The 20,913-nt window shown below is 73.9% G+C and carries 18 protein-coding genes and 1 pseudogene; 12 read left to right on the top strand and 7 right to left on the bottom strand.

The window, feature by feature from the left end; translation table 11 throughout:
- The first annotated feature begins 17 nt into the window (after positions 1 to 17).
- Both ACLJQM_RS40155 and ACLJQM_RS40150 read left to right on the top strand, forming a co-directional pair.
- Positions 18 to 1,478, top strand: coding sequence for an aldehyde dehydrogenase (locus tag ACLJQM_RS40155; RefSeq protein WP_410635562.1), 1,461 nt, complete (start codon positions 18 to 20; stop codon positions 1,476 to 1,478).
- Positions 1,475 to 2,857, top strand: a complete 1,383-nt coding sequence (locus tag ACLJQM_RS40150) for an MDR family MFS transporter (protein WP_410635561.1) — start codon at positions 1,475 to 1,477, stop codon at positions 2,855 to 2,857. The genes ACLJQM_RS40155 and ACLJQM_RS40150 overlap by 4 nt, the downstream gene beginning before the upstream one ends.
- On the opposite strand, the gene ACLJQM_RS40145 is transcribed toward ACLJQM_RS40150, so the two are convergent.
- Positions 2,821 to 3,306: a carboxymuconolactone decarboxylase family protein gene (locus tag ACLJQM_RS40145; RefSeq protein ID WP_410635560.1), complete on the bottom strand. Its 486-nt coding sequence runs from the start codon at positions 3,304 to 3,306 to the stop codon at positions 2,821 to 2,823. The genes ACLJQM_RS40150 and ACLJQM_RS40145 overlap by 37 nt on opposite strands.
- A 151-nt stretch (positions 3,307 to 3,457) precedes the next feature.
- Entirely contained in the window at positions 3,458 to 4,030 is a 573-nt protein-coding gene (locus ACLJQM_RS40140; protein WP_360770433.1) for a CGNR zinc finger domain-containing protein, read from the bottom strand.
- A gap of 55 nt (positions 4,031 to 4,085) precedes the next feature.
- Here ACLJQM_RS40140 and ACLJQM_RS40135 point away from each other — a divergent pair, with 55 nt between their 5' ends.
- The 3 genes from ACLJQM_RS40135 to ACLJQM_RS40125 are packed head-to-tail and all read left to right on the top strand — an operon-like array spanning position 4,086 to position 5,698.
- Positions 4,086 to 4,847: a GNAT family N-acetyltransferase gene (locus tag ACLJQM_RS40135; protein WP_410635558.1), complete on the top strand. Its 762-nt coding sequence runs from the start codon at positions 4,086 to 4,088 to the stop codon at positions 4,845 to 4,847.
- Positions 4,848 to 4,858: 11 nt separating this feature from the next.
- Positions 4,859 to 5,515, top strand: coding sequence for an alpha/beta hydrolase (locus ACLJQM_RS40130; protein WP_410635557.1), 657 nt, complete (start codon positions 4,859 to 4,861; stop codon positions 5,513 to 5,515).
- A gap of 33 nt (positions 5,516 to 5,548) precedes the next feature.
- Positions 5,549 to 5,698: a hypothetical protein gene (locus tag ACLJQM_RS40125; RefSeq protein ID WP_410635555.1), complete on the top strand. Its 150-nt coding sequence runs from the start codon at positions 5,549 to 5,551 to the stop codon at positions 5,696 to 5,698.
- 392 nt (positions 5,699 to 6,090) lie between these two features.
- Here the strand turns inward: ACLJQM_RS40125 and ACLJQM_RS40120 are convergent.
- Positions 6,091 to 6,981: pseudogene (locus tag ACLJQM_RS40120) on the bottom strand (NADP-dependent oxidoreductase); the annotation flags it as partial.
- Between the two features lie 68 nt (positions 6,982 to 7,049).
- Here ACLJQM_RS40120 and ACLJQM_RS40115 point away from each other — a divergent pair.
- Positions 7,050 to 7,586: a TetR/AcrR family transcriptional regulator gene (locus ACLJQM_RS40115; RefSeq protein ID WP_410635553.1), complete on the top strand. Its 537-nt coding sequence runs from the start codon at positions 7,050 to 7,052 to the stop codon at positions 7,584 to 7,586.
- Between the two features lie 13 nt (positions 7,587 to 7,599).
- On the opposite strand, the gene ACLJQM_RS40110 is transcribed toward ACLJQM_RS40115, so the two are convergent.
- Positions 7,600 to 9,249, bottom strand: coding sequence for a DUF6461 domain-containing protein (locus tag ACLJQM_RS40110; protein WP_410635551.1), 1,650 nt, complete (start codon positions 9,247 to 9,249; stop codon positions 7,600 to 7,602).
- Between the two features lie 103 nt (positions 9,250 to 9,352).
- On the opposite strand from ACLJQM_RS40110, the gene ACLJQM_RS40105 reads away from it, so the two are divergent.
- A complete protein-coding gene (locus ACLJQM_RS40105; protein ID WP_410635550.1) occupies positions 9,353 to 10,813 on the top strand; it encodes an aldehyde dehydrogenase in 1,461 nt (486 codons plus the stop codon).
- On the opposite strand, the gene ACLJQM_RS40100 is transcribed toward ACLJQM_RS40105, so the two are convergent.
- Entirely contained in the window at positions 10,810 to 11,145 is a 336-nt protein-coding gene (locus ACLJQM_RS40100; RefSeq protein WP_410635548.1) for a cupin domain-containing protein, read from the bottom strand. The two genes, ACLJQM_RS40105 and ACLJQM_RS40100, sit on opposite strands and share 4 nt — an antisense overlap.
- 72 nt (positions 11,146 to 11,217) lie before the next feature.
- Here ACLJQM_RS40100 and ACLJQM_RS40095 point away from each other — a divergent pair, with 72 nt between their 5' ends.
- Positions 11,218 to 12,153: a GlxA family transcriptional regulator gene (locus tag ACLJQM_RS40095; protein WP_410635547.1), complete on the top strand. Its 936-nt coding sequence runs from the start codon at positions 11,218 to 11,220 to the stop codon at positions 12,151 to 12,153.
- A 29-nt stretch (positions 12,154 to 12,182) separates the two neighbouring features.
- Entirely contained in the window at positions 12,183 to 12,548 is a 366-nt protein-coding gene (locus tag ACLJQM_RS40090; protein ID WP_410635546.1) for a hypothetical protein, read from the top strand.
- A 145-nt stretch (positions 12,549 to 12,693) separates the two neighbouring features.
- Here the strand turns inward: ACLJQM_RS40090 and ACLJQM_RS40085 are convergent, their stop codons facing one another.
- Complete coding sequence (locus ACLJQM_RS40085) at positions 12,694 to 13,464, bottom strand: inositol monophosphatase family protein (protein WP_247022897.1); 771 nt, start codon at positions 13,462 to 13,464, stop codon at positions 12,694 to 12,696.
- Between the two features lie 27 nt (positions 13,465 to 13,491).
- On the opposite strand from ACLJQM_RS40085, the gene ACLJQM_RS40080 reads away from it, so the two are divergent.
- Complete coding sequence (locus ACLJQM_RS40080) at positions 13,492 to 14,391, top strand: LysR family transcriptional regulator (RefSeq protein WP_247022896.1); 900 nt, start codon at positions 13,492 to 13,494, stop codon at positions 14,389 to 14,391.
- Here the strand turns inward: ACLJQM_RS40080 and ACLJQM_RS40075 are convergent.
- Complete coding sequence (locus ACLJQM_RS40075) at positions 14,388 to 14,996, bottom strand: NAD(P)-dependent oxidoreductase (protein WP_247022895.1); 609 nt, start codon at positions 14,994 to 14,996, stop codon at positions 14,388 to 14,390. The genes ACLJQM_RS40080 and ACLJQM_RS40075 overlap by 4 nt on opposite strands.
- A 133-nt stretch (positions 14,997 to 15,129) precedes the next feature.
- Between ACLJQM_RS40075 and ACLJQM_RS40070 the strand changes: the two genes are divergently transcribed.
- Both ACLJQM_RS40070 and ACLJQM_RS40065 read left to right on the top strand, forming a co-directional pair.
- The gene (locus ACLJQM_RS40070) at positions 15,130 to 16,173 is read left to right on the top strand and encodes a DUF2235 domain-containing protein (RefSeq protein ID WP_247022894.1); all 1,044 of its coding nucleotides are present in this window, start codon (positions 15,130 to 15,132) and stop codon (positions 16,171 to 16,173) included.
- A 139-nt stretch (positions 16,174 to 16,312) separates the two neighbouring features.
- Positions 16,313 to 20,911, top strand: coding sequence for a DUF6531 domain-containing protein (locus tag ACLJQM_RS40065; RefSeq protein WP_410635543.1), 4,599 nt, complete (start codon positions 16,313 to 16,315; stop codon positions 20,909 to 20,911).
- The last annotated feature ends 2 nt before the right edge of the window (positions 20,912 to 20,913 follow it).

Below are 20,913 nucleotides of genomic sequence, written 5' to 3'. Positions count from 1 at the left end.
GGCACAGGAGGAAGCCAGTGATCACCCGGAACCAGCTCTTCGTCGGCGGCGCGTGGACCACCCCGAGCAGCACCGAGCCGCTCGACATCGTTTCGCCGCACGACAACTCGGTGCTCGGCCACGCGGTGCAGGCGCTGCCCGCCGACGTCGACCGGGCCGTCGCGGCCGCCCGGCTGGCCTTCGACGAAGGCCCGTGGCCGCGAACCGCGCCCGCGGAACGGATCGCCGTGATCCGGCGGCTGACCGCCCTGCGCGAGCAGCGCGCCGCCGAAATCGCGGCGCTCATCTCCGCGGAGAACGGCTCGGCACTGTGGTTCACCCAGGCCGGTCAGCCCGGGCTGACCCGGCAGGCCAACGCCTACCTCAAGGCGGCCGAGGAGTTCGGCTGGGAGCAGACGCTCGAGCCGTCGGACCCCGCCGCGCCGTTCCGGTCGGTCGTGCGGCGGGAGGCGGTCGGCGTGGTGGCCGCGGTCATCCCGTGGAACTCGCCGTTCTCCTCGGCGCTGGCCAAGATCATCCCCGCGCTGCTCGCCGGGAACACCGTCGTCCTCAAGGTTTCGCCCGAGAACACGCTCAGCATGAGCCTGCTCGCGGACCTGCTGGCGGACGCCGGGCTGCCCGAGGGCGTCGTCAGCGTGCTGCCCGCGGACCGCGAAACCAGCGAGCACCTGGTGAAGCACCCGGACATCGACAAGATCGCGTTCACCGGGTCGACCCGCGCCGGCCGCCGCATCGCGTCGCTGGCCGGCGAGCAGCTCAAGCGGGTCAGCCTCGAACTCGGCGGCAAGTCCGCCGTCGTGTTCCTGCCCGACGCCGACCTCGGCGCGGCGATCCAGGGCGTCAAGTTCGGTTCCCTGCTCAACAACGGCGAATCGTGCATCGCGCAGACGCGCGTCCTCGCGCCGCGCAGCCGCTACGAAGAGGTGGTCGCCGGGTTGAAGGACCTGATCGAATCGCTTCCGGTCGGCGACCCCGCCGACGAAAAGACGTTCATCGGGCCGATGATCCGCCGGGACCAGCAGCAGCGCGTGCTCGACTACGTCCGCACCGGCGTCGAGGAGGGCGCCCGGCTCGTCACCGGCGGCGCCGAGGTCCCGGCCGGGCTGGAAGCGGGCAACTACGTGACGCCCACGCTGTTCGCCGACGTCGACCCGTCGATGCGCATCGCGCAGGAGGAGATCTTCGGCCCGGTCCTGGTCGTCCTCCCCTACGACGACGAGGACGACGCGGTCCGCATCGCGAATGACTCCGAATACGGCCTCTCCGGCGGGGTGTGGTCGGCCGACCCGGCGCACGCGCTGGCCTTCGCGCGCCGCATCCGGACCGGCACCGTCACCGTCAACGGCGCGCCGATCGGCTTCGACGGCCCGTTCGGCGGCTTCAAGGCCAGTGGCCTCGGCCGCGAATACGGCGCTGTCGGGCTCGGCACCTACACCGAATACAAGACCATCACCGTTCCGGGAAAGAAAGACCGATGAGCGTCGACACCCCCGCCAGACCCGCGGTGCGCCCGGCCGTGGCGGCCCTCTTCCTCGCCGTCCTGCTGGCCGCGCTGGACCAGACCATCGTGGCCACCGCCCTGCCCAAGATCGCCGCCGACCTCGGCGGGTTCCGCGACATCGCCTGGATCACCGCGTCCTACCTGCTCGCCTCGACCGCCGCCACGCCGCTGTGGGGCAAGCTCGGCGACATGCTCGGGCGCAAGCGCCTGTACCTCGTCGCCACGACGGCGTTCCTGCTCGCCTCCGCGCTCTGCGGCCTGGCCCAGGACCTGCCGCAGCTCGTCGCCGCCCGCGCCCTGCAGGGCCTCGCGGGCGGCGGGATGATCGTCTTGACCTTCGCGCTCGTCGGCGACATCGTCGAGCCCGCCGAACGCGGCCGGTACCAGGGCCGGTTCGGCTCGGTCTACGGCGTCGCCAGCATCGCCGGCCCGCTGCTGGGCGGCCTGTTCACCGACCACCTCTCGTGGCGGTGGGCGTTCCTGGTCAACGTGCCGGTCGGGCTGGTGGCCGTGGTCCTCGCCGCGCGCGCCCTGCCCGCCCCCGCGCGGAAGAAGTCCACGGCCCGCATCGACTACCCCGGCGCGCTGCTGCTGGCCGGCGCGGCCACCGCGCTGGTCCTCATCACCTCCTTCGGGCCCCGGTGGGGCTGGACCGCGCCGGGCACCCTGGTGCTCGTCGTCGCGGCGATCGCCTTGGTGGCCCTGGTGATCCCGGTCGAACGCCGGGCCGCGGCCCCCGTGCTGCCGCCGGCGATGTTCGCCTCGCGGACGGTCGTCATCGCCGCACTCGTCGGGTTCATCGCCAACGTCGCGATGTTCAGCGTCCTGGTGTACCTGCCGACGTACCTGCAGGTCGTCGACGGCGTGTCGGCGACCCTGTCCGGCGTGCACCTGCTGCCGCTGGTGCTCGGGCTGGTCGTCAGCCAGTCCTTCGCCGGGCGGTGGGTGGCGGACCCGGCGCGGGTGCGGCCGGTCCTGGTGACCGGGCTCGCGCTGAACGTCGCCGGGCTCCTGCTGCTGAGCACGCTGGCGCCCGGCACCGCGCCGCTCGCCGTGCTCGGCTACTTCCTCGTCACCGGGATCGGCATCGGCATGGTCCCGATGGTCGCGCTGACGGCGGCGCAGAACGCGGTGCCGTCAGCGGACATCGGGGCCGCCAGCGCGGTGGTCACGTTCGCCCGGTCGATCGGCGCGGCCTTCGGGGTGGCCGTCTTCGGCACCCTGCTGGGCGACGACGTGGCCGGCCACATCGGCGGGGCGTTCCTCGCGATCGTCCCCGTGGTCGTGGTCGGCACCGTCCTCGCCACGCTGCTGAAGCGTCACTCACCGAACGCGGCGAACATCCCCGGTTCGTAGGATCCGCCCTTCTGGTGCACGAGCACGGCCAGCCGGTTGGCCGCGTTGATCAGGGCGACCAACGCGACCAGCGCGGCGGCCTGCTCGTCGTCGTAGTGCTCGCGCATCCGCGCCCAGGTTTCGTCGGACACGCCTTCGCAGGCGTCCGCGAGGCGGGTGCCCTCCTCGGCCACGGCGAGCGCGGCCCGCTCGGCTTCGGTGAACACGGTCGACTCCCGCCACGCGGCGACGAGGTTGAGCCGGACGGCCGTCTCCCCCGCGGCCGCCGCTTCCTTGGTGTGCATGTCGATGCACCAGCCGCACCCGTTGATCTGGCTGGCCCGGAGGCTGACCAGCTCCCGGGTGGCCGCCGGCAGCGGCGACCGCTCGATCACCTGGCCGAGCGCGGCGAACCGCTTGCCGAGCCGGGCGCCGGTTTCGGTGGTGAACAGGTCGAGGCGGGTTTCCATGGCTTGGTCCTCACTGGTGTCGTCGGGTGGACGCCCTCAAGACACCGGTGGGGCGCGCCGTGTGACAGCCCGCGGTGTGTACGTGCGGTTTACGCCGCCGCCGCGGCGTAGATCGAACGTCCACACCGCAGCCCTAGCGTGAGGGCATGACCTACGCACCCAGGCGCGCCGGGCTCAACGGCGGGTTGCCGCGCTGCCGGGCGCGGTGGGCCAGCGCCTTCATCTTGTTGCCGCAGGTGGCCATCGCGCACCACTCGCGGCGCGCGCCGCGCGAAGTGTCCAGGTAGACCTGGGTGCACTCGGGACGGCCGCATTCCCGCAGCAGCTCGGCTTCCGGGCCGCCGAGGAGGTCGACGGCGGCGCGGGCCACGGTGGACAGCGCCTGCTCCGGCGTCGCCGACACCGTCCGCCCGCGCCGGCCCAGCCGCGGGACGGCGGGTGGCCGCGCCGCCGCCGCGTTGAGCACCCCGATCGCGGCGGTGGGGCCGGGTTCGCGGAGGAGACGGGCGCGGACCAGGGCGTAGCCGGCCTCGCGCAGGGCGACCGCGGCGGCGAGGTCGGCGGGACGGCAGCCCGGGGCGCGATCGGCGACGCCGGACCCGGTGAACCAGGCGTCGAGGTCGCGGGGCGTGCGCAGCGCTTCCCGCGGCACGGCGGTGCGCCGCGCCTTCAGCGTGCCCGCGAAGTCGAGCGCGAGGTGGCCGCAGGGGAACGCGTGCTCCATGTGACCAGTTTGGCAGGTTACGCATCAGGCGTCACCGCGAGAGAAAAGGAAAACGATGGAAAACGGCACGACCGACCGGGCCGCACGGGCCTGGATCGGCGCCATGGCGCTGTTCGCCGGGACCCAGCCGGGCGGCTCCTTCCGCGAGGGCGCGGCAGGGACCGCCGAGCTGGTTTCGGGGGCGCCGATGCCCCTGCTCAACGGCGTCATCAGCGTCGCCGCCGAACCGGACCCGGCCGAAATCGCCGAATTCGCGGACTCACCGCGGCTGGCGGGCGCGGCGTGGAGCGTCCAGGTGCGCGGCGAGCGGGTCGACGACCGGATCGTCGCCACCGCGGCCGCCCACGGCCTGAACCAGCGGTCGCTGCTGCCCTTCATGGTGAAGGACATCGACGCCGGCCACGGCACCGATCCCGACGGCCTCGAGGTGCGGCCCGTGTCCGGTGTGGACAGTGACAGGTACCGGACCACGATGGCCGCCGGGTACGAAGGCCCGGACGCGCTGTTCGCCGTCTTCGCCCGGCCGTCGGTGCTCGACCACCCGACCATGCGCGGCTACGTCGCCGAGCTCGACGGCACCCCGGTGGCGACGTCGTTCGGCGTGCTGGTGGGTGACATGGTGGGCGTGTTCAACATCGGCGTCCCGCCCCGCTACCGCCGCCGCGGCTACGGCCGGGCCGCGACCGCCGCCGTGCTGCGCGAGGCGCACACCGTCGGCGCGCGGACGGCGTTCCTGCACGCCAGCCCGCTGGGCGTGCCCCTCTACGCGGACATGGGCTTCGCCCACGCCGAGAACTGGTCGTTGTTCACCGCATGAAAGAGGAAACCATGAACCTCGTGCTCGTCCACGGCGCCTGGCACGGACCCTGGTGCTGGGAGCTGCTCGTCCCCGAGCTGCAGAACCGCGGCTGGACGGTGTCCACAGTGGACCTCCCGAGCACGTCCGGCGACCCGGCGGCCGGGATGCACGCCGACGCCGACGCCGTGCGGGCGCACCTGGCGGAGCTCGACGGCCCGGTGACGCTGCTCGCGCACTCCTACGGCGGCGTCCCGGCCACCGAGGCCGCGGGCCCGAACGTCCGGCAGCTCGTCTACCTCGCGGCGCACGTGCTCGAAGAGGGCGAATCGGTGGTCTCGCCCCTGGGCGGGCCGTGGTTCCCACCGGACGCGGACTTCGCACCGGGCGGCGAGCCTTCGGAGGCGTACTACCACGACGTCCCGGCAGATCGGGCGCGCGAAGCGGTGGCCCGGCTGCGGCCGCAGAGCGCGAAGGCGTTCACCGAGGAGCTGACCCGGGCGGCCTGGCGGGACGTCCCGTCGGCTTTGATCGTCTGCGACGACGACCGGAGCCTGCCCGGGGTGATCATCGAACGCGCCATCGAGGGCGGGCGGGTGAAGGTGGTCCGGCACCTGCCCGGCGGACACTCCCCGTTCCTGGCGCGGCCGGCCGAGCTGGCGGCGTTGGTCGACGAGATCGCGCGCTGACGGCTGCCCGCGCGGAGCCGCGGTGACCGGCCGGTGAGGCGTTCGAAGCCGCCGGGCTCGACGGGCATCGTCGGCCCGGCGGTCGCCGCGACCGCCGGGATGCGGACCGTCACCTCACGCGTGCTCACCGGGTTCGCGGACCCCTCCGGCTCCCGCTGCCACGCCGCCGCGCCGGCCGGTTGAGAGCGGACCGGCCGGCCGGGCGCGCGCTCGAGCGTCGCGTCGATCTCCGGGTGGCTCACGGTTCCCGTGCCGCCGATCGCCGCGACCGGCCCGGGTGACGCGCCGGACCCTGGTGCGGGAAGGCGTGCTCGGCCGCGACGACGCCAGGGCCTACCGGCTGACCGAGCGGGCCCCGCCCGGTGACCGGCGCTGCGTGCCCTGCTGCGCTGGGCGCAGAGTCCGCCTGGACGCGGAGAACCGCCGCAGGGAACGCGGGCCCTCGTCCCGGTGCCGGAGCTGCGCATCGAGCCGGACCCGGGCTATGAACCGGCGTCGGCGCCCAGCGACCCGGTCTCCACGGAGATGAACCGCTCGCGGCTGCTGCTCGAACCGATTTCCGCGCCCGCCTGGACCCGGAGCACGATCTTGCCCCGCCGCGGCCCGGTGACGGCGTGGGCCGCGGCGGCTTCCGCCCAGGGGAAGACGGCCTGCAGCGGCACGGAGAACCGGCCTTCCTCGAAGAGCGCGGCGGCGTGCGGGAGGCCGTGGCGCCCGTCCGGCTGGCCGCCCAGCGCACCGACGGAAACGCGGACGCCGTGCTCCGGGCCGCTGAAGTCGGCCAGCGTGACCACCTTCGACGGCGTCCCCGTCAGCTCGACCAGCTCCGGCAGCGAACCCCGGCCGGCGACGTCGAGGGCCGCGTCGACCCGCCCCGGGACACGTCCGCGCAGGCCGGGGCCGTAGGGGACGGGGCTCGCCCCCAGCTCGGCGAGGAAGTCCTGGCCGGCCGGCGCGGCCGTGCCGACCACGCGGGCGCCGCGAGCCAGCGCCAGGAGGACGGCGAGGCTGCCGACCCCGCCGGACGCGCCGTCGACGAGCAGGGTCGAGCCGGCGCGGACGTCGAGCAGGTCGAGGGCGCGGGTCGCCGTCTCGACGCCGGACGCGGCGCCGCCGGCCTGCTCCCAGGACATCGACGGCGGTTTCGCCGTCCAGAACGCGAGGACGGCGAACTCGGCGCTCGCCCCGCCGAGCCGGGCGACGTCGACCGCGCCGAAGACCTCGTCGCCCACCGCGACGCCGTCGGCGTTCGCCTCGTCGACCACGCCCGCCGCGTCGACGCCGGGGATGTGCGGCAACGCGATCGGCGAGCGCGACTCCCCGGCGCGGATCGCCAGGTCGACCGGCGAGACCCCGGCCGCCCGCACGCGGATCCGGACCTCACCCGGGCCGGCGTGCGGCTCCGGCAGGGAGCCGAGGGACAGGACTTCGGGCGGGCCGAACCGTTCGAACCGGACTGCGAACACGAGCGCTCCTCACCTCGGATGCGCCTACGGTAGAAGTGATCACCGGTGACGAACGGGAAGTGAGAGCCGTGCGGGACGAACTGACGCACAAGCGCCGGGCGGACGCCGAGCACAACCGGCGGCACCTGGTGTCGGTGGCGCACACGGCGTTCGCGCGGGACGGCGTGGACCTGCCGGTGCGCGAGATCGCCCGGCGCGCCGGCCTCGCGCCGGCGACGGTCCACCGGCACTTCCCGTCGCGCGACGATCTCCTCGCGGCCGTGCTCGACGGCCAGGTGCGGCGGTGCGAGCGGCAGCTGCGAGCGGCGCTCGCCGACCCCGACAGCCGCCGCGCGCTGACCCGGACGTTCCACCGCTTCGGCGAATGGCAGGTCGCGGAGCGCGGACTCGTCGGCGCACTGGGCGGCGCGGCCTTCGCCGAGCGGCGCCGCGACCACGCCGAAGCGTTCGCGCGGCTGGTCGAGCGAGCCGGCGCCGAGGGAGTCCTCCGGCCGCGAGTCTCGGTCGACGACGTCCGGGTGGCGCTGATGGCGATCACGTCGGCACGCGCGTTGCCGGCGGCCCGGCGGTTGACCGAGGTGTTGCTGGCGGGCCTGCTCGCCTAGGCGTGCGACCGGCCTAGCCCGGGATCCGGTACGCCACCCCGGCCCGCTCGATGTCCTCCAGGTCTTCGGCGTGGAGTCCGCGGCCGGTGAACCGCTCCACCGCCACGAGGCCCTTCTCGTCGAGGTCGCGGTAGTCCGCCAGGTCGAGGCCCGCGAGCGCCGCCGTCACCTCCGGGTCGGCGGCCGGCTCCCCCAGTCCCGGCTCGAACGACGCCAGCACCTCGCCGCCGCGGGCGAAGGACAGCCTCGTCACCGCGTTGACGTTCCAGAACATGCTCGCCGCCCGGCCCGTCCTCGACACCGCCGTCAGGACCTCTTCGTGCGAACCGAGGTAACCGTTCTCCTCGATCACCAGCACGACGCCGCCGAGGTCCAGCGCCGCCAGCCACGGGTCGGCGTACGCCGGCCTCAGCTCGGCCAAGGCTTCCGGCCGGTCCGGGTCCGCGCCGAAGCCGCGCACCACCTCGGCGACGGGCAGGCCGGTGACCACCGTGACCGTCGCCGCCACCGCCAGATTGGAGCGCCGGATCCAGCGGTAGCGCACCTCCGGCCGGTCCGCGAGCGCCGGTTCGGGCTCGCCGCGCAGGCGGTGACCGAGGCGGTCCGCGCGGGCGTGCACCCGGGGCGGTTCCGCGGGCGCCGCCCAGACCCAGACGTCGTAGCTCTCCTCCTCCGGGTCGTCGCGGCCGTAGGCGTGCACGCGGACGCGGTACTCGCCGGGCCACGGCGGCGTCGTCACGCCCACCCCCGCCGACGGCGCCAGCGCCGCCCCGCCGTGCTCCGCGCGCCAGGACAGGTCCACGACCTCTTCCCAGCCGTGCGTCTCCGCTTCGGCGGGCGGCTCGGCGAGCACGCGGACGCCGACGCGCACCGAACCCGCCTCCGTGCCGGCGCGGATCACCACGCCCCCGGCGGCGGCTTCCGCCAGGCCGTTCTCGGCGAAGTCGCCGAACGCCGGGAAAGCGCCTTCGGTCAAGGCGAACACGTGGTCGCGGACGTCCACGAACGTGGTCCCGGAACGGGGCAGCCGGTACTCGGCGCGTTCCTTCTCACGGACGGCTGCGGCGTACCCGGCGGGCATCGGCGTCGCGCGGAGCCGCCCGGCCGCCACGCCGAGCGCGATCCCCACGATGGCCGCGATCCCGGGCTGCCCGGCCTCGCGCGCCGCGATCGCCGTCGTCACCAGCGCGATCGAAAGGTGGGCAGCGCCGTGTGCGGCCGCGATCGCCGCTTCGTCGCCTTCGGCGGTCAGGAACGGCGCGAGGGCTTCGTCGGCCGTGACGCCCGCGGTCAGGTCCGCCACGAGGTCGATCAGGTCGGGCCGGAACTGGATCAGCAGCCGCGCTTCCCGCACCGCTTCCGCTTCGCTGTCGCTTGAGAGGAAGCCGAACGAGCCGGACTGCGGCGGCGTGAGTTCCCCGGTGATCGGGGGCGCCGGGATCGTCAGCGACGCCAGCGTCAGCTCGACCGCCCCGTGCACGCGCTCGACGACCCACGACGGCACGGACCGCAGCGAGCGCACGACCTCGGCTTCGGGCCAGTCCGGGAACCGCGGTGGCGGTTCGAGCGCCAGCCGGCCCAGCGCCGCGGCCGGCGCGGGCGGGAGGGCGGCTCGGACGACGGGCACGGCAGCGGCCACGGCGGCCGCGAAGTTCTCCCCCATGCGGCCACTCTGCCAGATCCGCCATTGATTGAGCCTTGAACTACTCTTCCGCCCAGTGGAATCGCCCGCCCGGCCCCGGCCGCACGCGCACCAGACTCGGGGCATGACCCTGCACCGCGAACTGTTCATCGACGGCAAGGAGGTGCCCGCCGAGGGCGGGCGCACCACCGAGGACACCAGCCCCTACACCGGCGAGGTGTACGCGACCGTGGCCGCCGGGCGGCCCGCCGACGTCGCCCGTGCCGTCGAGGCCGCGCACCGCGCGTTCCCCGGCTGGGCGGCCACCGCACCCTCGGCACGGCGCACGATCTTCTTGAAGGCGGCCGAACTCCTCGACGCGCGCGCCGCCGACGCCGTCACCCTGATGGCCGGCGAAGTCGGCGGCGCCGCTCCCTGGGCGCGGTTCAACGCCGGGCTGGCCGCGAACATCCTGCGCGAGGCCGCGGCCTCGATCACCCAGCCGCTGGGCGAAGTGCTGACCACCGACACGCCCGGGCAGCTGTCCCTGGCCGTGCGGGAGCCCGCCGGGGTGGTCGCGGCGTTCTCGCCGTGGAACGCGCCGCTGATCCTGGGTGTGCGGTCGATCGCGGTGCCGCTCGCGGTGGGCAACACCGTCGTGCTGAAGCCGAGTGAGGACGCGCCGATCGCGAGCGGGCTGTTCCTCGCCGACCTCCTGCGCGACGCCGGGCTGCCGCCGGGCGTGCTCAACGTCGTCACCAACGCCCGCGAGGACGCCGCCGAAGTCGCGCAGGCGCTGATCGCCGACGACCGCGTCCGGATCGTCAACTTCACCGGCTCGACGAGCGTCGGCCGGATCATCGGCACGACCGCGGCGCAGCACCTCAAGCCGGCCGTGCTGGAGCTGGGCGGCAAGAACGCGCTGCTGGTGCTCGACGACGCCGACCTGGGCTACGCCGTGGACGCCGCCGCGTTCGGCGCGTTCCACAACGCCGGCCAGATCTGCATGTCCACCGACCGGATCCTGGTGCACCGCTCGATCGCCGAGGAGTTCACGGCGAAGCTGGCCGCGAAGGTCGGCGCGCTCCCGCACGGCGATCCCGCGGACCCGGCGACGGTCGTCGGCCCTGCGATCGACGCCCGCGGCGCCCGGCACGTCGAAGAACTGGTCGCGGAAGCGGTTTCCCAGGGCGCCCGCGTCCGCACCGGCGGCCGTCCGGCGACCGGCGCGCTGTACGCCCCGACGGTGCTGGACCACGTCACCGCGGACATGCGGATCTTCCGCGAGGAGATCTTCGGCCCGGCCGTCACGGTGCTCGCGGTCGACAGCGACGACGAGGCGGTCGAGATCGCCAACGACACCGAATACGGGCTCACGACCGGCGTCATCACGGAGAACGCGGGCCGCGGGCTGGCGCTGGCGCGGCGGCTGCGCACCGGGATCGCCCACGTCGGCAACCAGACGATCGACGACGAAGCGCAGGCCCCGTTCGGCGGCGCGAAGTCCACCGGCTACGGGCGCTTCGGCGGCCGGTGGGGCGTCGAAGCCTTCACCGACACGCGGTGGATCACGGTGGCCGGGCAGCACAACCACTTCCCGTTCTAGCCCTCCGGGTAGAAGAGGAACAGGGTGCAGCCGGTGGCGCTCGCGGGCACGTGCCAGGACCCGGCCGGCGCGTGCAGGAAGGTGCCCGCGGGGTGGTCGCGGGCACCGTCGTGGAAGGTGCCCGCGACGACGTAGACCTCCTCGGGCCCGGGTTCGTGGACGTCCCGGCGCGGCCACCCCGTGCCGGCGTCCATCTCCAGGACCCCGGCGTGCGCTCCGTTCTTCCCGGTCCACAGTGGACGGAAGCGGATGCCGGGGAACAGTTCGCGGACGGGGGCTTCCGTGACGGCGGCGGAGGTGTAGCCGTCCTGCTCGAGGATCTCGGGGTGCATGCCCGCCACCCTGCCCGGCCGCGGCGGGCCGTGGACAGTGTCCGGGAAGACACCTTGGGGTACTTTCGTGCCATGCATCGCGTGGTGGCACTGGTGCGGCCGGTGCAGTCGACGTTCGAGCTCGGCATCGCCGCCGAGGTCTTCGGCACACCGCGGGCGGGCGTTCCGCGGCACTACGAGTTCGACGTCTGCGCGGAGACCCCCGGCCCGGTCCCGACGACGGCCGGCTACGCGATGTCCGTCCCCCGTGGACTGTCGGCGCTCGCCACCGCCGACACCGTGCTGATCCCGGGCTGGGCGCCGCTCGAAGCCCCGTTGCCGGCGCGCGTCCGCCGTGCGCTGCTGCGCGCCCACGCCCGCGGCGCCCGCCTGGTGACCATCTGTTCCGGCGTGTTCGCCCTGGCCCGCACGGGCCTGCTGGACGGCCGGTCGGCGACGACCCACTGGGCCCGCGCCGACCAGCTGCGGCGCGAGTTCCCGCGGGTGCACGTCGAGCCGGACGTGCTGTACGTGGACCACGGCGACGTGGCCACGAGCGCCGGCGCGGGCGCGGGGATCGACCTGTGCCTGCACCTGGTCCGGAAGGATCACGGCGCGGCGCACGCCGCTCTCGTCGCGCGCCACATGGTGATGCCGCCGCACCGCGAAGGCGGGCAGGTGCAGTTCGCCCCGCCGGCCGCGTCCCCGGATGCGTTGGACGGCCTCTTGGACTGGGCCGCAGACCGCCTGGGAACGGCGTTGTCGGTCGGTGATCTCGCCGCGCGGGCGGGTGTTTCCCCGCGCACGCTGGCGCGCCGGTTCACCGACCAGCTGGGGACGAGCCCGGGTGCGTGGCTGCTGGCACGCCGGGTGACGGAGGCCCGTGCGTTGCTGGAGGACACGGACCTGCCGGTGGAGTCGATCGCGACCCGGGTCGGGTTGACGTCGGCGGTGAACTTGCGCCGGCGGTTCCGTGACCAGGTGGGAACTACGCCCGGGGCGTACCGGCGGGCGTTCCGGATCCCCTGAGCCTCCCGCGGACGGGATAACGTGCGGGCATGGTCTTCTGGCGCAAGTCACGGGAACGCCGCGCGCGCCTCTCCGCGGTCGCGGATCGCGTCGGGGCCCGCACCGGCACCGTTTTGCTGGACGCGTTTTCCGGCGGCGGCGCCAACGGACCCCTCTGCCTGGGGGTCATCACCCTGCGGACCGGCGATTCCGGAGAAGTCCTTCGCGCGCAGATCGACGCCGTGGTCGCCGCGGGGTACGCCCCGCCGGGACACCTCCGCGCCGACGAGTGCGCGTTCGTCGACAACCCCGGGTTGCCGATGCTGACCATCAGCACCTACGCGGCGGGGAAGGTGATCCCCCAGCACGGCGAGGTCCCCTCGGGACAGACCGGGGTCGTGGTCAGCCTGGCCTGAGGCCTGTCCTGCACGTGCGCACCAAGGTCCACCGGCGGCGGGCGCTCGACCAGCTCAAGATCGGCTACGCGAACTGGACCTGCTCGACGGAGCGCCGGGCAGGAGCCGGGTGAGCACGCCGGACGACTACCGAGCAAGGATCCCGTCACGCCGTGAGGACTGCCAGCGCCGCCGCGTGCACGCCGGGCGCGGCGGCGAGGTAGCTCTCGCTCGTGAGGTCCCACGGCTTGCCGTCCAGGTCGGTCACCACGCCGCCGGCTTCCTGCACCAGCAGCACCCCCGCCGCGTGCGAGCGGACGTTGTCCAGCTGCCAGTGCACGTCCATCCGGCCCGCCGCGAGCTGGGCGAGCTGGTGGCTGACCGGCACCGAGATCCGCACGTACAGCGCGGCGGCGGACATCGCGGTGAACGACCGGCCCATGCGCTCGAAGAACTCGGCGTCGTGCCCGGGTTTCGCCTGCCCGGTGCCGGCGAGCGCGCCGTCGAGCGACGTCTTGGCGGAGACGCGCAGCGGCACCCCGTTCAGGAACGCGCCGCCGCCGGCTTCCGCGGTGAACAGCTCGTCGAGCACCGGGGCGTACACCGCCGACAGCACCGGGCGCCCGTCGCGGACGAGGCTGACCCCGATGTTCCAGTCGGGCATCCCGTGCACCGCGTTGACGTTGCCGCCGACCGGGTCGACGAGCCACCACTCGCCCGGTTCGAGCGGCCCGGCGCCGTGTTCGTCGTCGAGCCAGCGCGCGTCCGGCCGGATGCCGGCCAGCGCCGGGCGCAGCACGTCGACGACGGCGGCGTCGTTGTCGTGCAGGTTCGCCAGCAGCTCCGGCAGACCGGGCGGCCGCGGGTCACCGGCGTAGCGCGCCAGGATCCGGGCACCCGCTTCGCGGACTGCGGCGGCGAGCAGTTCGTGGGCCATGGTTCCTCCTGTGGTTGTCTTGCGGTCGTGCACCTCGACTTGAACCTGCTCACGGTCTTCGACGCGCTGCTCGAGGAGGGCAGCGTGATGGGCGCCGCCGAGCGGCTGCACCTGTCGTCCCCGGCGGTGAGCCGCACGCTCGGGCGGCTGCGCAAGGTGACCGGCGACGACATCCTCGTGCGCACCGGCCACACGATGGCGCCGACGCCGTACGCGCTGGCGGTCCGGGAGGACGTGCACCGGCTGGTCCGGCAGGCCCGCGACGTCCTGACGCCGTCCCGCGAGCTGGACCTGGCGGAGCTGGACCGCACCTTCACGATCCAGTGCCACGACGCGCTGGCGGCGTCCGTGGTCCCGGTGCTCACCGGCCGGTTCCAGGAGCGGGCGCCCGGGGTCCGGCTGCGGGTGCTGGCCGAGAACTCCGCCGACACCGACGACCTGCGCCACGGCCGCGTCGACCTCGAACTCGGCGGTGGCCGCCCGGAGCTGCCCGAGTTCCGGTCCGAGGTGCTCGGCCACGACACGCTCGTCGTCGCGATGCGGGCTGGGCACCCGTGCGCCGAAGGCCTCGACCTGCGCGCGTACGCGGCGTTCCCGCACGTCCTGGTCTCCCGGCGCGGCCGGCTCACCGCGCCGATCGACGACGTGCTGGCCGCGGAAGGCCTGCAGCGCCGGGTGGTCGCGGCCGTGGCCACCGTGTCGACGGCCCTGCAGACCGCGGCGCGCGGCGACGTGCTGGTCACCTGCACCGCGCTCCTCGGCCGCCCGCTGATCGACGCGTTCGGGCTGATCACCCGCCCGCTGCCGGCGGAGGCCCCCGCGGCGCCGATCAGCTGCACCTGGCACCAGCGCTACGACTCCGACCCGGCGCACGCCTGGCTGCGCGAACAGGTGGCGGCGGCGCTCGAAGAGGTCGTCGCGGGCTAACCGGCCAGCGGCAACGCGACCGCACCGGCGAACCGCGGTTCTTCCGCCTCGTCGAGCATGGCCGCGGCGACGGTCGCCCGGGTGACCTTCGCCCCGAGGTCGAACGGCGGCGCCTCGGCCAGTCCCGCCGTGCGCCGCTCGGGGTCTTCCGGGCCGTCGGCGAGCATTCCGGCGTGGAAGACCGTGCCGCCGGCGGCGAGCACAGCGGTGTCGGCCGCGACCTTGTCGCCGAGCCGGTCGCCCAGGAGCTGCCCGAGCACGCCGGCGGCTTCCCCCGCCACCTCGGCGGACGGGCCGGTGCCGTACGCGCCCAGCCAGATGATCCGCTTCGGCCCGGCGGCGATCACGGCCTCCGCCCCGGCCAGCAGCGTCCCGGCGCGGTCCGTGCCGAGTCCGGACAGCACGACCGAGTCCGCGTCGAGGACCGCGGCGACGCTCGCCGGGTCGGCCACGTCGGCCGCGGCTTTGCGCAGCCCGGGACCGTCGGGGAGGGCGATGCGGGCGGGGTCGCGGGCGACGGCGGTGACGGTGTGGCCGCGCCGGAGGGCTTCGCGGGTGAGCTCGAGGCCGGTCCGGCCGGACGCCGCGAGGACGGTGAGGTTCATGCCCCTGACGCTAGGGACGTGGGCGATTGACATCAAGTGCAAGTATCGCAAGGAATGAGTTACCCATACGCAATCGAGTAACGCGCTCCCACCCGGCGGCGACTCACGCATGTCCGGCGCCGGGGAGGCAACGATGGCGAAACGACTGGTCGTCTGCTGTGACGGCACCTGGAACTCACTCACCCAGAAGGCACCGACGAACGTCGTCAAGGTCAAGGACGCCGTCGCCGCGGTGGACCCGGCCGGGACGAGGCAGCTCGTGCACTACCACGAGGGCGTCGGGACCGGGAAGCGGCTGTGGGACCGGCTGGCCGGCGGCGCGTTCGGCTGGGGCCTGTCCGCCAACGTCCGGGACGCCTACCGGTTCGTCGTCGAGCACTACGAGCCGGGCGACGAACTGTTCTTCTTCGGCTTCAGCCGCGGCGCCTACACCGCCCGCAGCGCCGTGGGCATGATCCGCAACTGCGGGGTGCTCCTCCCCCGGCACGCGAGCCGCGTCGACGAGGCCTACCGGCTCTACCGGGACCGGGATCCGGCGACCGGCCCGGCGAGCCCCGCGGCGCGGGAGTTCCGCGACAGCTTCTCGCACGAGGACGTGACGCCGATCCGGTTCATCGGCGTCTGGGACACCGTGGGCGCGCTGGGCATCCCGCTCAGCGGCGGCCGCCTGCTCAACCTGCTGAACCGGCGCTGGCAGTTCCACGACACGCAGCTGACGTCGATCGTGCAGTCGGCCTTCCAGGCACTGGCCGTGGACGAGCACCGCAAGGCGTTCCGCCCGGCCGTCTGGCAGCCCTCGCCTGACGCGAACGGCCAGGAACGCGAGCAGGTCTGGTTCGCCGGGGCGCACTCCGACGTCGGCGGCGGCTACCCCGAGCAGGGCCTGTCGGCACTCGCCCGGCAGTGGCTGGTGAGCAGGGCCGAGAAGTGCGGGCTGGTCTTCGCCCCGGACGGCTTCGACGGCCTGGCGCCCGCCGACGACCTCGGCGTGCTGCACGACTCGCTGACCCTGCTCTACAAGTGGTTCGGCTCGGTCCACCGCGAAATCGGCGTGGTGGACCCGCCGTCGGAGTCGCTCTCGTCGTGCGCGCGCTACCGCCACGAGACCATGACTCCGCCCTACGCGCCCCCGAACCTCGTGAAGTACCTCGAGTCGCCGCGCATCACGGAGGTGTGAGCACACGGCCTTGCCCGGCCGGGCCGACGTTCGCGGATTTTCGGGCATTCGGGTAGCGGAGCGGACACGTACTGTTCAGCTCCTGTTACCTTGCTTGAAAGTTTGACGAAACGTCCGGCCTGGTCATCGGAGGTCGTCCATGGGGAACCCGTTGGTCGCGGAGACCAAGGACTCGACCAAGGCGTACTCGGGCATCTCGCTGCTGGAGTCGGCGAACGACCTGAAGTCCGCGATCGAATCAGGCGACTGGGCTTCGGTCGCGATGGGTGCCGTGGGCACCGCTCTGGACGCGTTGTCGATGGCGATGGACCCCTTCGGTGCTGTCCTGGCCGCGGGGGTCGGGTGGCTGATGGAGCACGTCGGGCCGCTGAAGGAGGCGCTCAACGGGCTGACCGGCAACGCCGACGAGATCGCGGCGCAGTCGGAGACGTGGAAGAACGTCGCCACGGAGCTGGGCAGCGTCGGGGAAGACCTGACCGGGATGGTGAAGGCCGACACCGCGTCCTGGACCGGCAACGCCGCTGACACCTACCGGCAGCGCGCCCAGGACACCGTCACCTTGCTGGAGACCGCGCAGAAGGGCTGCGAAGGCGCCTCCAGCGGCGTGAAGACCGCCGGTGAGGTGGTCGCGGCGGTGCGGGCGCTGGTGCGGGACATCATCGCGGAGCTGATCGGGCATTTGATCAGCTGGGCGTTGCAGGTGGTGTTCACCTTGGGTATCGGTCTGACGTGGGTGGTGCCGCAGGTGATCGGTGCGGTGGCGAAGACGGCGTCGAAGATCGCTGATCTGGTGAAGCGGCTGGTCACGGCGTTGAAGGCGTTGGTGCCGTTGCTGAAGCGGGCGGGGGATTTGTTCGCGGATGCGGCGAAGGCGTTGAAGAACATCAAGCCGGGCAAGGCCGCACCCGCGCCGAAGCACGCGGACATCAACGGCAACCCCAAGGGCATCGACGGGCCCCACGGCAAAGGCGGTGACGGGCCGAACGGCAAGCCCGACGACGGCACCCACACCTCGGGTGCCAAGGGGCCCGACACCCCGCCCAAGACCGACCCGCCGCCCAAGCCGGACGCGCCGCCCAAGAACGATCCGCCGGTCAGCCCGCCCCCGCCGAAGGTCGAGACGCCGGCGCCCGGCGGCAAGCCGAAGGGCGACCCCAAGGCCGAGCCGAAGGGGGACGGGCCGCGCGACCGGGCCCAGCCGTCGGACAGCAAGACCTACTGCGGTGACCCCGTGGACATCGCGACCGGCGAGGTCGTGATGACCCAGGTCGACCTCGTCCTGCCGGGCGACGCGGGCGATCTGGAACTGTCGCGCACGCACCTCTCGGCCTACCGGGCGGGCCGGTGGTTCGGCCGGTCGTGGGCGTCCACTTTGGACCAGCGGCTGGCGTTCGGTCCCGCTGCGGTCCGGTTCTACGCCGAAGACGGCATGGTCCTCGTCTACCCGGTGCCCGCCGGCGATCCCGTGCTGCCACTGGAAGGCCCACGCCTGCCGCTGCACCGCTCGCCCGGCGGCTACCGGCTGTCCGCCGGCGACCGCGAGCTGCACTTCGGCGATGACGGGCGGCTCGCGGCGATCGAGCGGAACGGCAGCCGCACCGAGATCGCCTACGCCGCCGACGGAACGCCCGCCGCGCTGCGCCGCGACGACGGCGTCGAGCTCCGGATCGGGACGGACGGCGGCCGCGTGGTCGCGCTCGGCGCGCCCGAGGCCGCGCCGCTGGTCCGGTTCGGCTACAACCGGCTCGGGCAGCTGACCACCGTCGCGGACTTCGCGGGCCGCCCGATGACGCTGGACTACGACTACGAGCACCGGCTCGTCGGCTGGCGGGACCGCACCGGCACCTGGTACCGCTACGTCTACGACGCCGAGGGCCGCTGCGTCCGCGCCGTCGGGGCGAACGGCTTCTACAACGCGGCGTTCGCCTACTCGCCCGGCACCACCCGGCACACCGACGCGCTCGGCCACACCTGGACCTACCGGCTCAACGACGCCGGACAGCTCATCGGCCGGACCGACCCGCTCGGGAACTCCCGCCGGTACACGTGGAGCCGCTACGACCAGCTGCTGTCCCAAGTGGACGAACTGGGCCGCGAAACCCGGTACGACCACCGGGACGGCGAACTGGCGACGGTCATCCGGCCCGACGGCTCCGTCGTCCGCACGGCGCCCGCCGCCGAGGGCGAGGTGCGCCTGCGGGTCGGCGAGGGGGACGCCGCCGTGCAGCGGGTGGTGCCCGCGGCCGATCCGTTCACCGTGCTGCCGGGCGCGGCGGTCTCGGCCGGGCCGGGTGCGGCGCCCGACCCGCTCGGCGACGCGCCGGTGACCGACGCGTCGGTGCGCCCCGGCGACCGCGACCTGTTCGGCAGACCCCAGCTCGTGCACACCGCGTCCGGCGGCGCCGCCCGGCTCGGCTGGACGGCCGAGGGCCGCCGCGCCTGGCGGATCGGCCCGCACGGCGACCGGGAAACCTGGCTGCACGACGCCGAAGGGCAGGTCGTCGAGCACCGCGACGCGGCCGGGGGCGTGTGGCGCCGCCGCTACGGCGCGTTCGGGCTGCCGGTGGCGGACATCGACGCGACCGGCGCGCGCACGACGTACACCTACGACGGCGAACTGCGGCTCACGTCGGTGACGAACCCGGCCGGCCGGACCTGGCGCTACGCCTACGACCCCGCCGGGCGCCTGGTCGCCGAGACCGACTACGACGGCCGCCGGCTGACCTTCGGCTACGACGAGGCCGGGCAGCTGCGGCGGCTGACCAACGGCCTCGGCGAGGTCACCGAGTTCACCTACGACCTGCTCGGCAACGTCGTCGAACGGCGCACGGCCGAGGACATCACCCGCTACGCCTACGACGCGCTCGGGCGGCTGTCGCTGGCCGAGAACGCCGAAGCGCGCGTGGAGTTCGTCCGCGACCGGCGGGGCCGGCTGATCGTCGAGACGGTCAACGGGCTCGGCGTCGCCTGGGACCACGACGAGACCGTCCTCCGGCGCCGCACTTCGTCCGGTGTGGACAGTGAGTGGCGCTTCGACGGCGATGGGCTGCCGCGGTCGCTGCGGATCGCCGGGCACGACGTCGGGTTCGAGCACGACGCGGCCGGGCGCGAGGTCACCCGCAGCGTCGACGGCGAAGTGGTGCTGCGACGGCGGTTCTGCGTCGAGGACCGCGTCGCCGCCGAAGAGATCGCGGGCGTCGGGCAGCGCACGTACGGCTACCGGCCCGACGGCAGGCTCGCCGCGGTCGGGGACGCCACCCGGCCGTGGCGGCTCGACTTCGACGCCGCGGGCCGCGTCAGCGAGGCGCACGGGCCCGGGGGCGCCGAGCGGTTCACCCGCGACGCCGCGGGCCGGCTCATCACGGGCGAAATCCGCTACACCGGCGACGCGCAGGGCCGCGTCACCGTGCGCTCGCGCGGCGGCCGGTCGTGGACGTACTCGTGGGACGGGCTGGACCGGCTGCGCGGTGTGCGCACGCCGGACGGCGCGCGCTGGACGTACCACTACGACCCGCTCGGCCGCCGGTTCGCCAAGCGCCGCTGGGTCACCGGCGACGGCGGCGAACCCGAGCTCGCCGGCGACACGCGCTTCCTCTGGAGCGGCTTCGACCTCGTGGAGCGCGTCGAGTTCGGTGCGGACGGCTCGCGCCGGACCCTGACGTGGGAGCGGCACCCCGGCGACGGTCACCCGGTCGTGCAGGTCGAGCGGACCGCGGCCGGCGAGCGGTTCCGCTGCGTGATCACGACCCCGGCCGGCACGCCGACCGAGCTGCTGGACGAGCGGGGTGCGGTGACCTGGCGCGACCGCAGCGCGTTCTGGGGCGCGCCGCTGCCGGGCGCCGACACCGGGGCCGTGCCGCTGGCGTTCCCCGGTCAGCACCGCGACGAGGAAACCGGCCTGCACTACAACGTGTTCCGCTACTACGACCCCGGAACCGCGCGCTACCTCAGCCAGGACCCGCTCGGCCTCGCGGCCGCCCCCGACCCGGCGGGCTACGTCGCCGAGCCGCTGCTCACCGGCGACCCGCTCGGCCTCGTCGGCACCTGCGGCAAGACCGGGCCGCCGACGAAGAAGCGGCCCCGCCCGGACGACTTCGACGAGCACCCGGACCTGAAGCCCCCGCCGTCGAAGCGGCCCGACCTCGGCGTCGACGTCAACCGCATGACGCGCGAGGAGTGGGAGGCGTTCAAGCCGAAGCTGGACGACATGATGAAGGCGGACAAGCACTTCTTCTGGTCCGGCGGCTACAAGAAGGGCCACGGCGCCCCGGACGACCCGTACCTGGGCTCGATCGAGTTCAAGGCCAACTCGGTCGCCAAGCAGCACGGCGGCAACACCCTCGAAGGGCTGGTCGCCGACAACCACCTGAAGATGCCCGGCTGGGTCGACGACAAGATGATGAAGGACCCGGGCCAGGGCTACTGGTCGCACGGCGACCACGGAACGTCCAACCTGGACCAGAAGACCTTCGTCAAGGAGAAGTGGGACCACGCGTCGGAGACGTTCGCGAAGAACTCGAACGCCGACACCCACGTCGTCTTCCCCGACAAGCCGGGCGCCCAGACGAGCACGGGCATCCCCAACCCGGACGGCGACATCTACCCGTACCGGCGCCCGGACAACATCTTCGACGCGATCGAGTACAAGAAGCTCGAGGAGCAGGGCATCCAGGTCACCGAGCACAACGCGGAGACCGGCGCGACGAAGCCGTACCAGAAGCCGCCGAAGAAGCCCTGACG

Origin of the sequence: Amycolatopsis sp. cmx-4-83, from assembly GCF_046548815.1 — a bacterium.
Lineage (GTDB): Bacteria > Actinomycetota > Actinomycetes > Mycobacteriales > Pseudonocardiaceae > Amycolatopsis > Amycolatopsis pretoriensis_A.
This window is presented reverse-complemented; position numbering and strand designations above follow the sequence as displayed.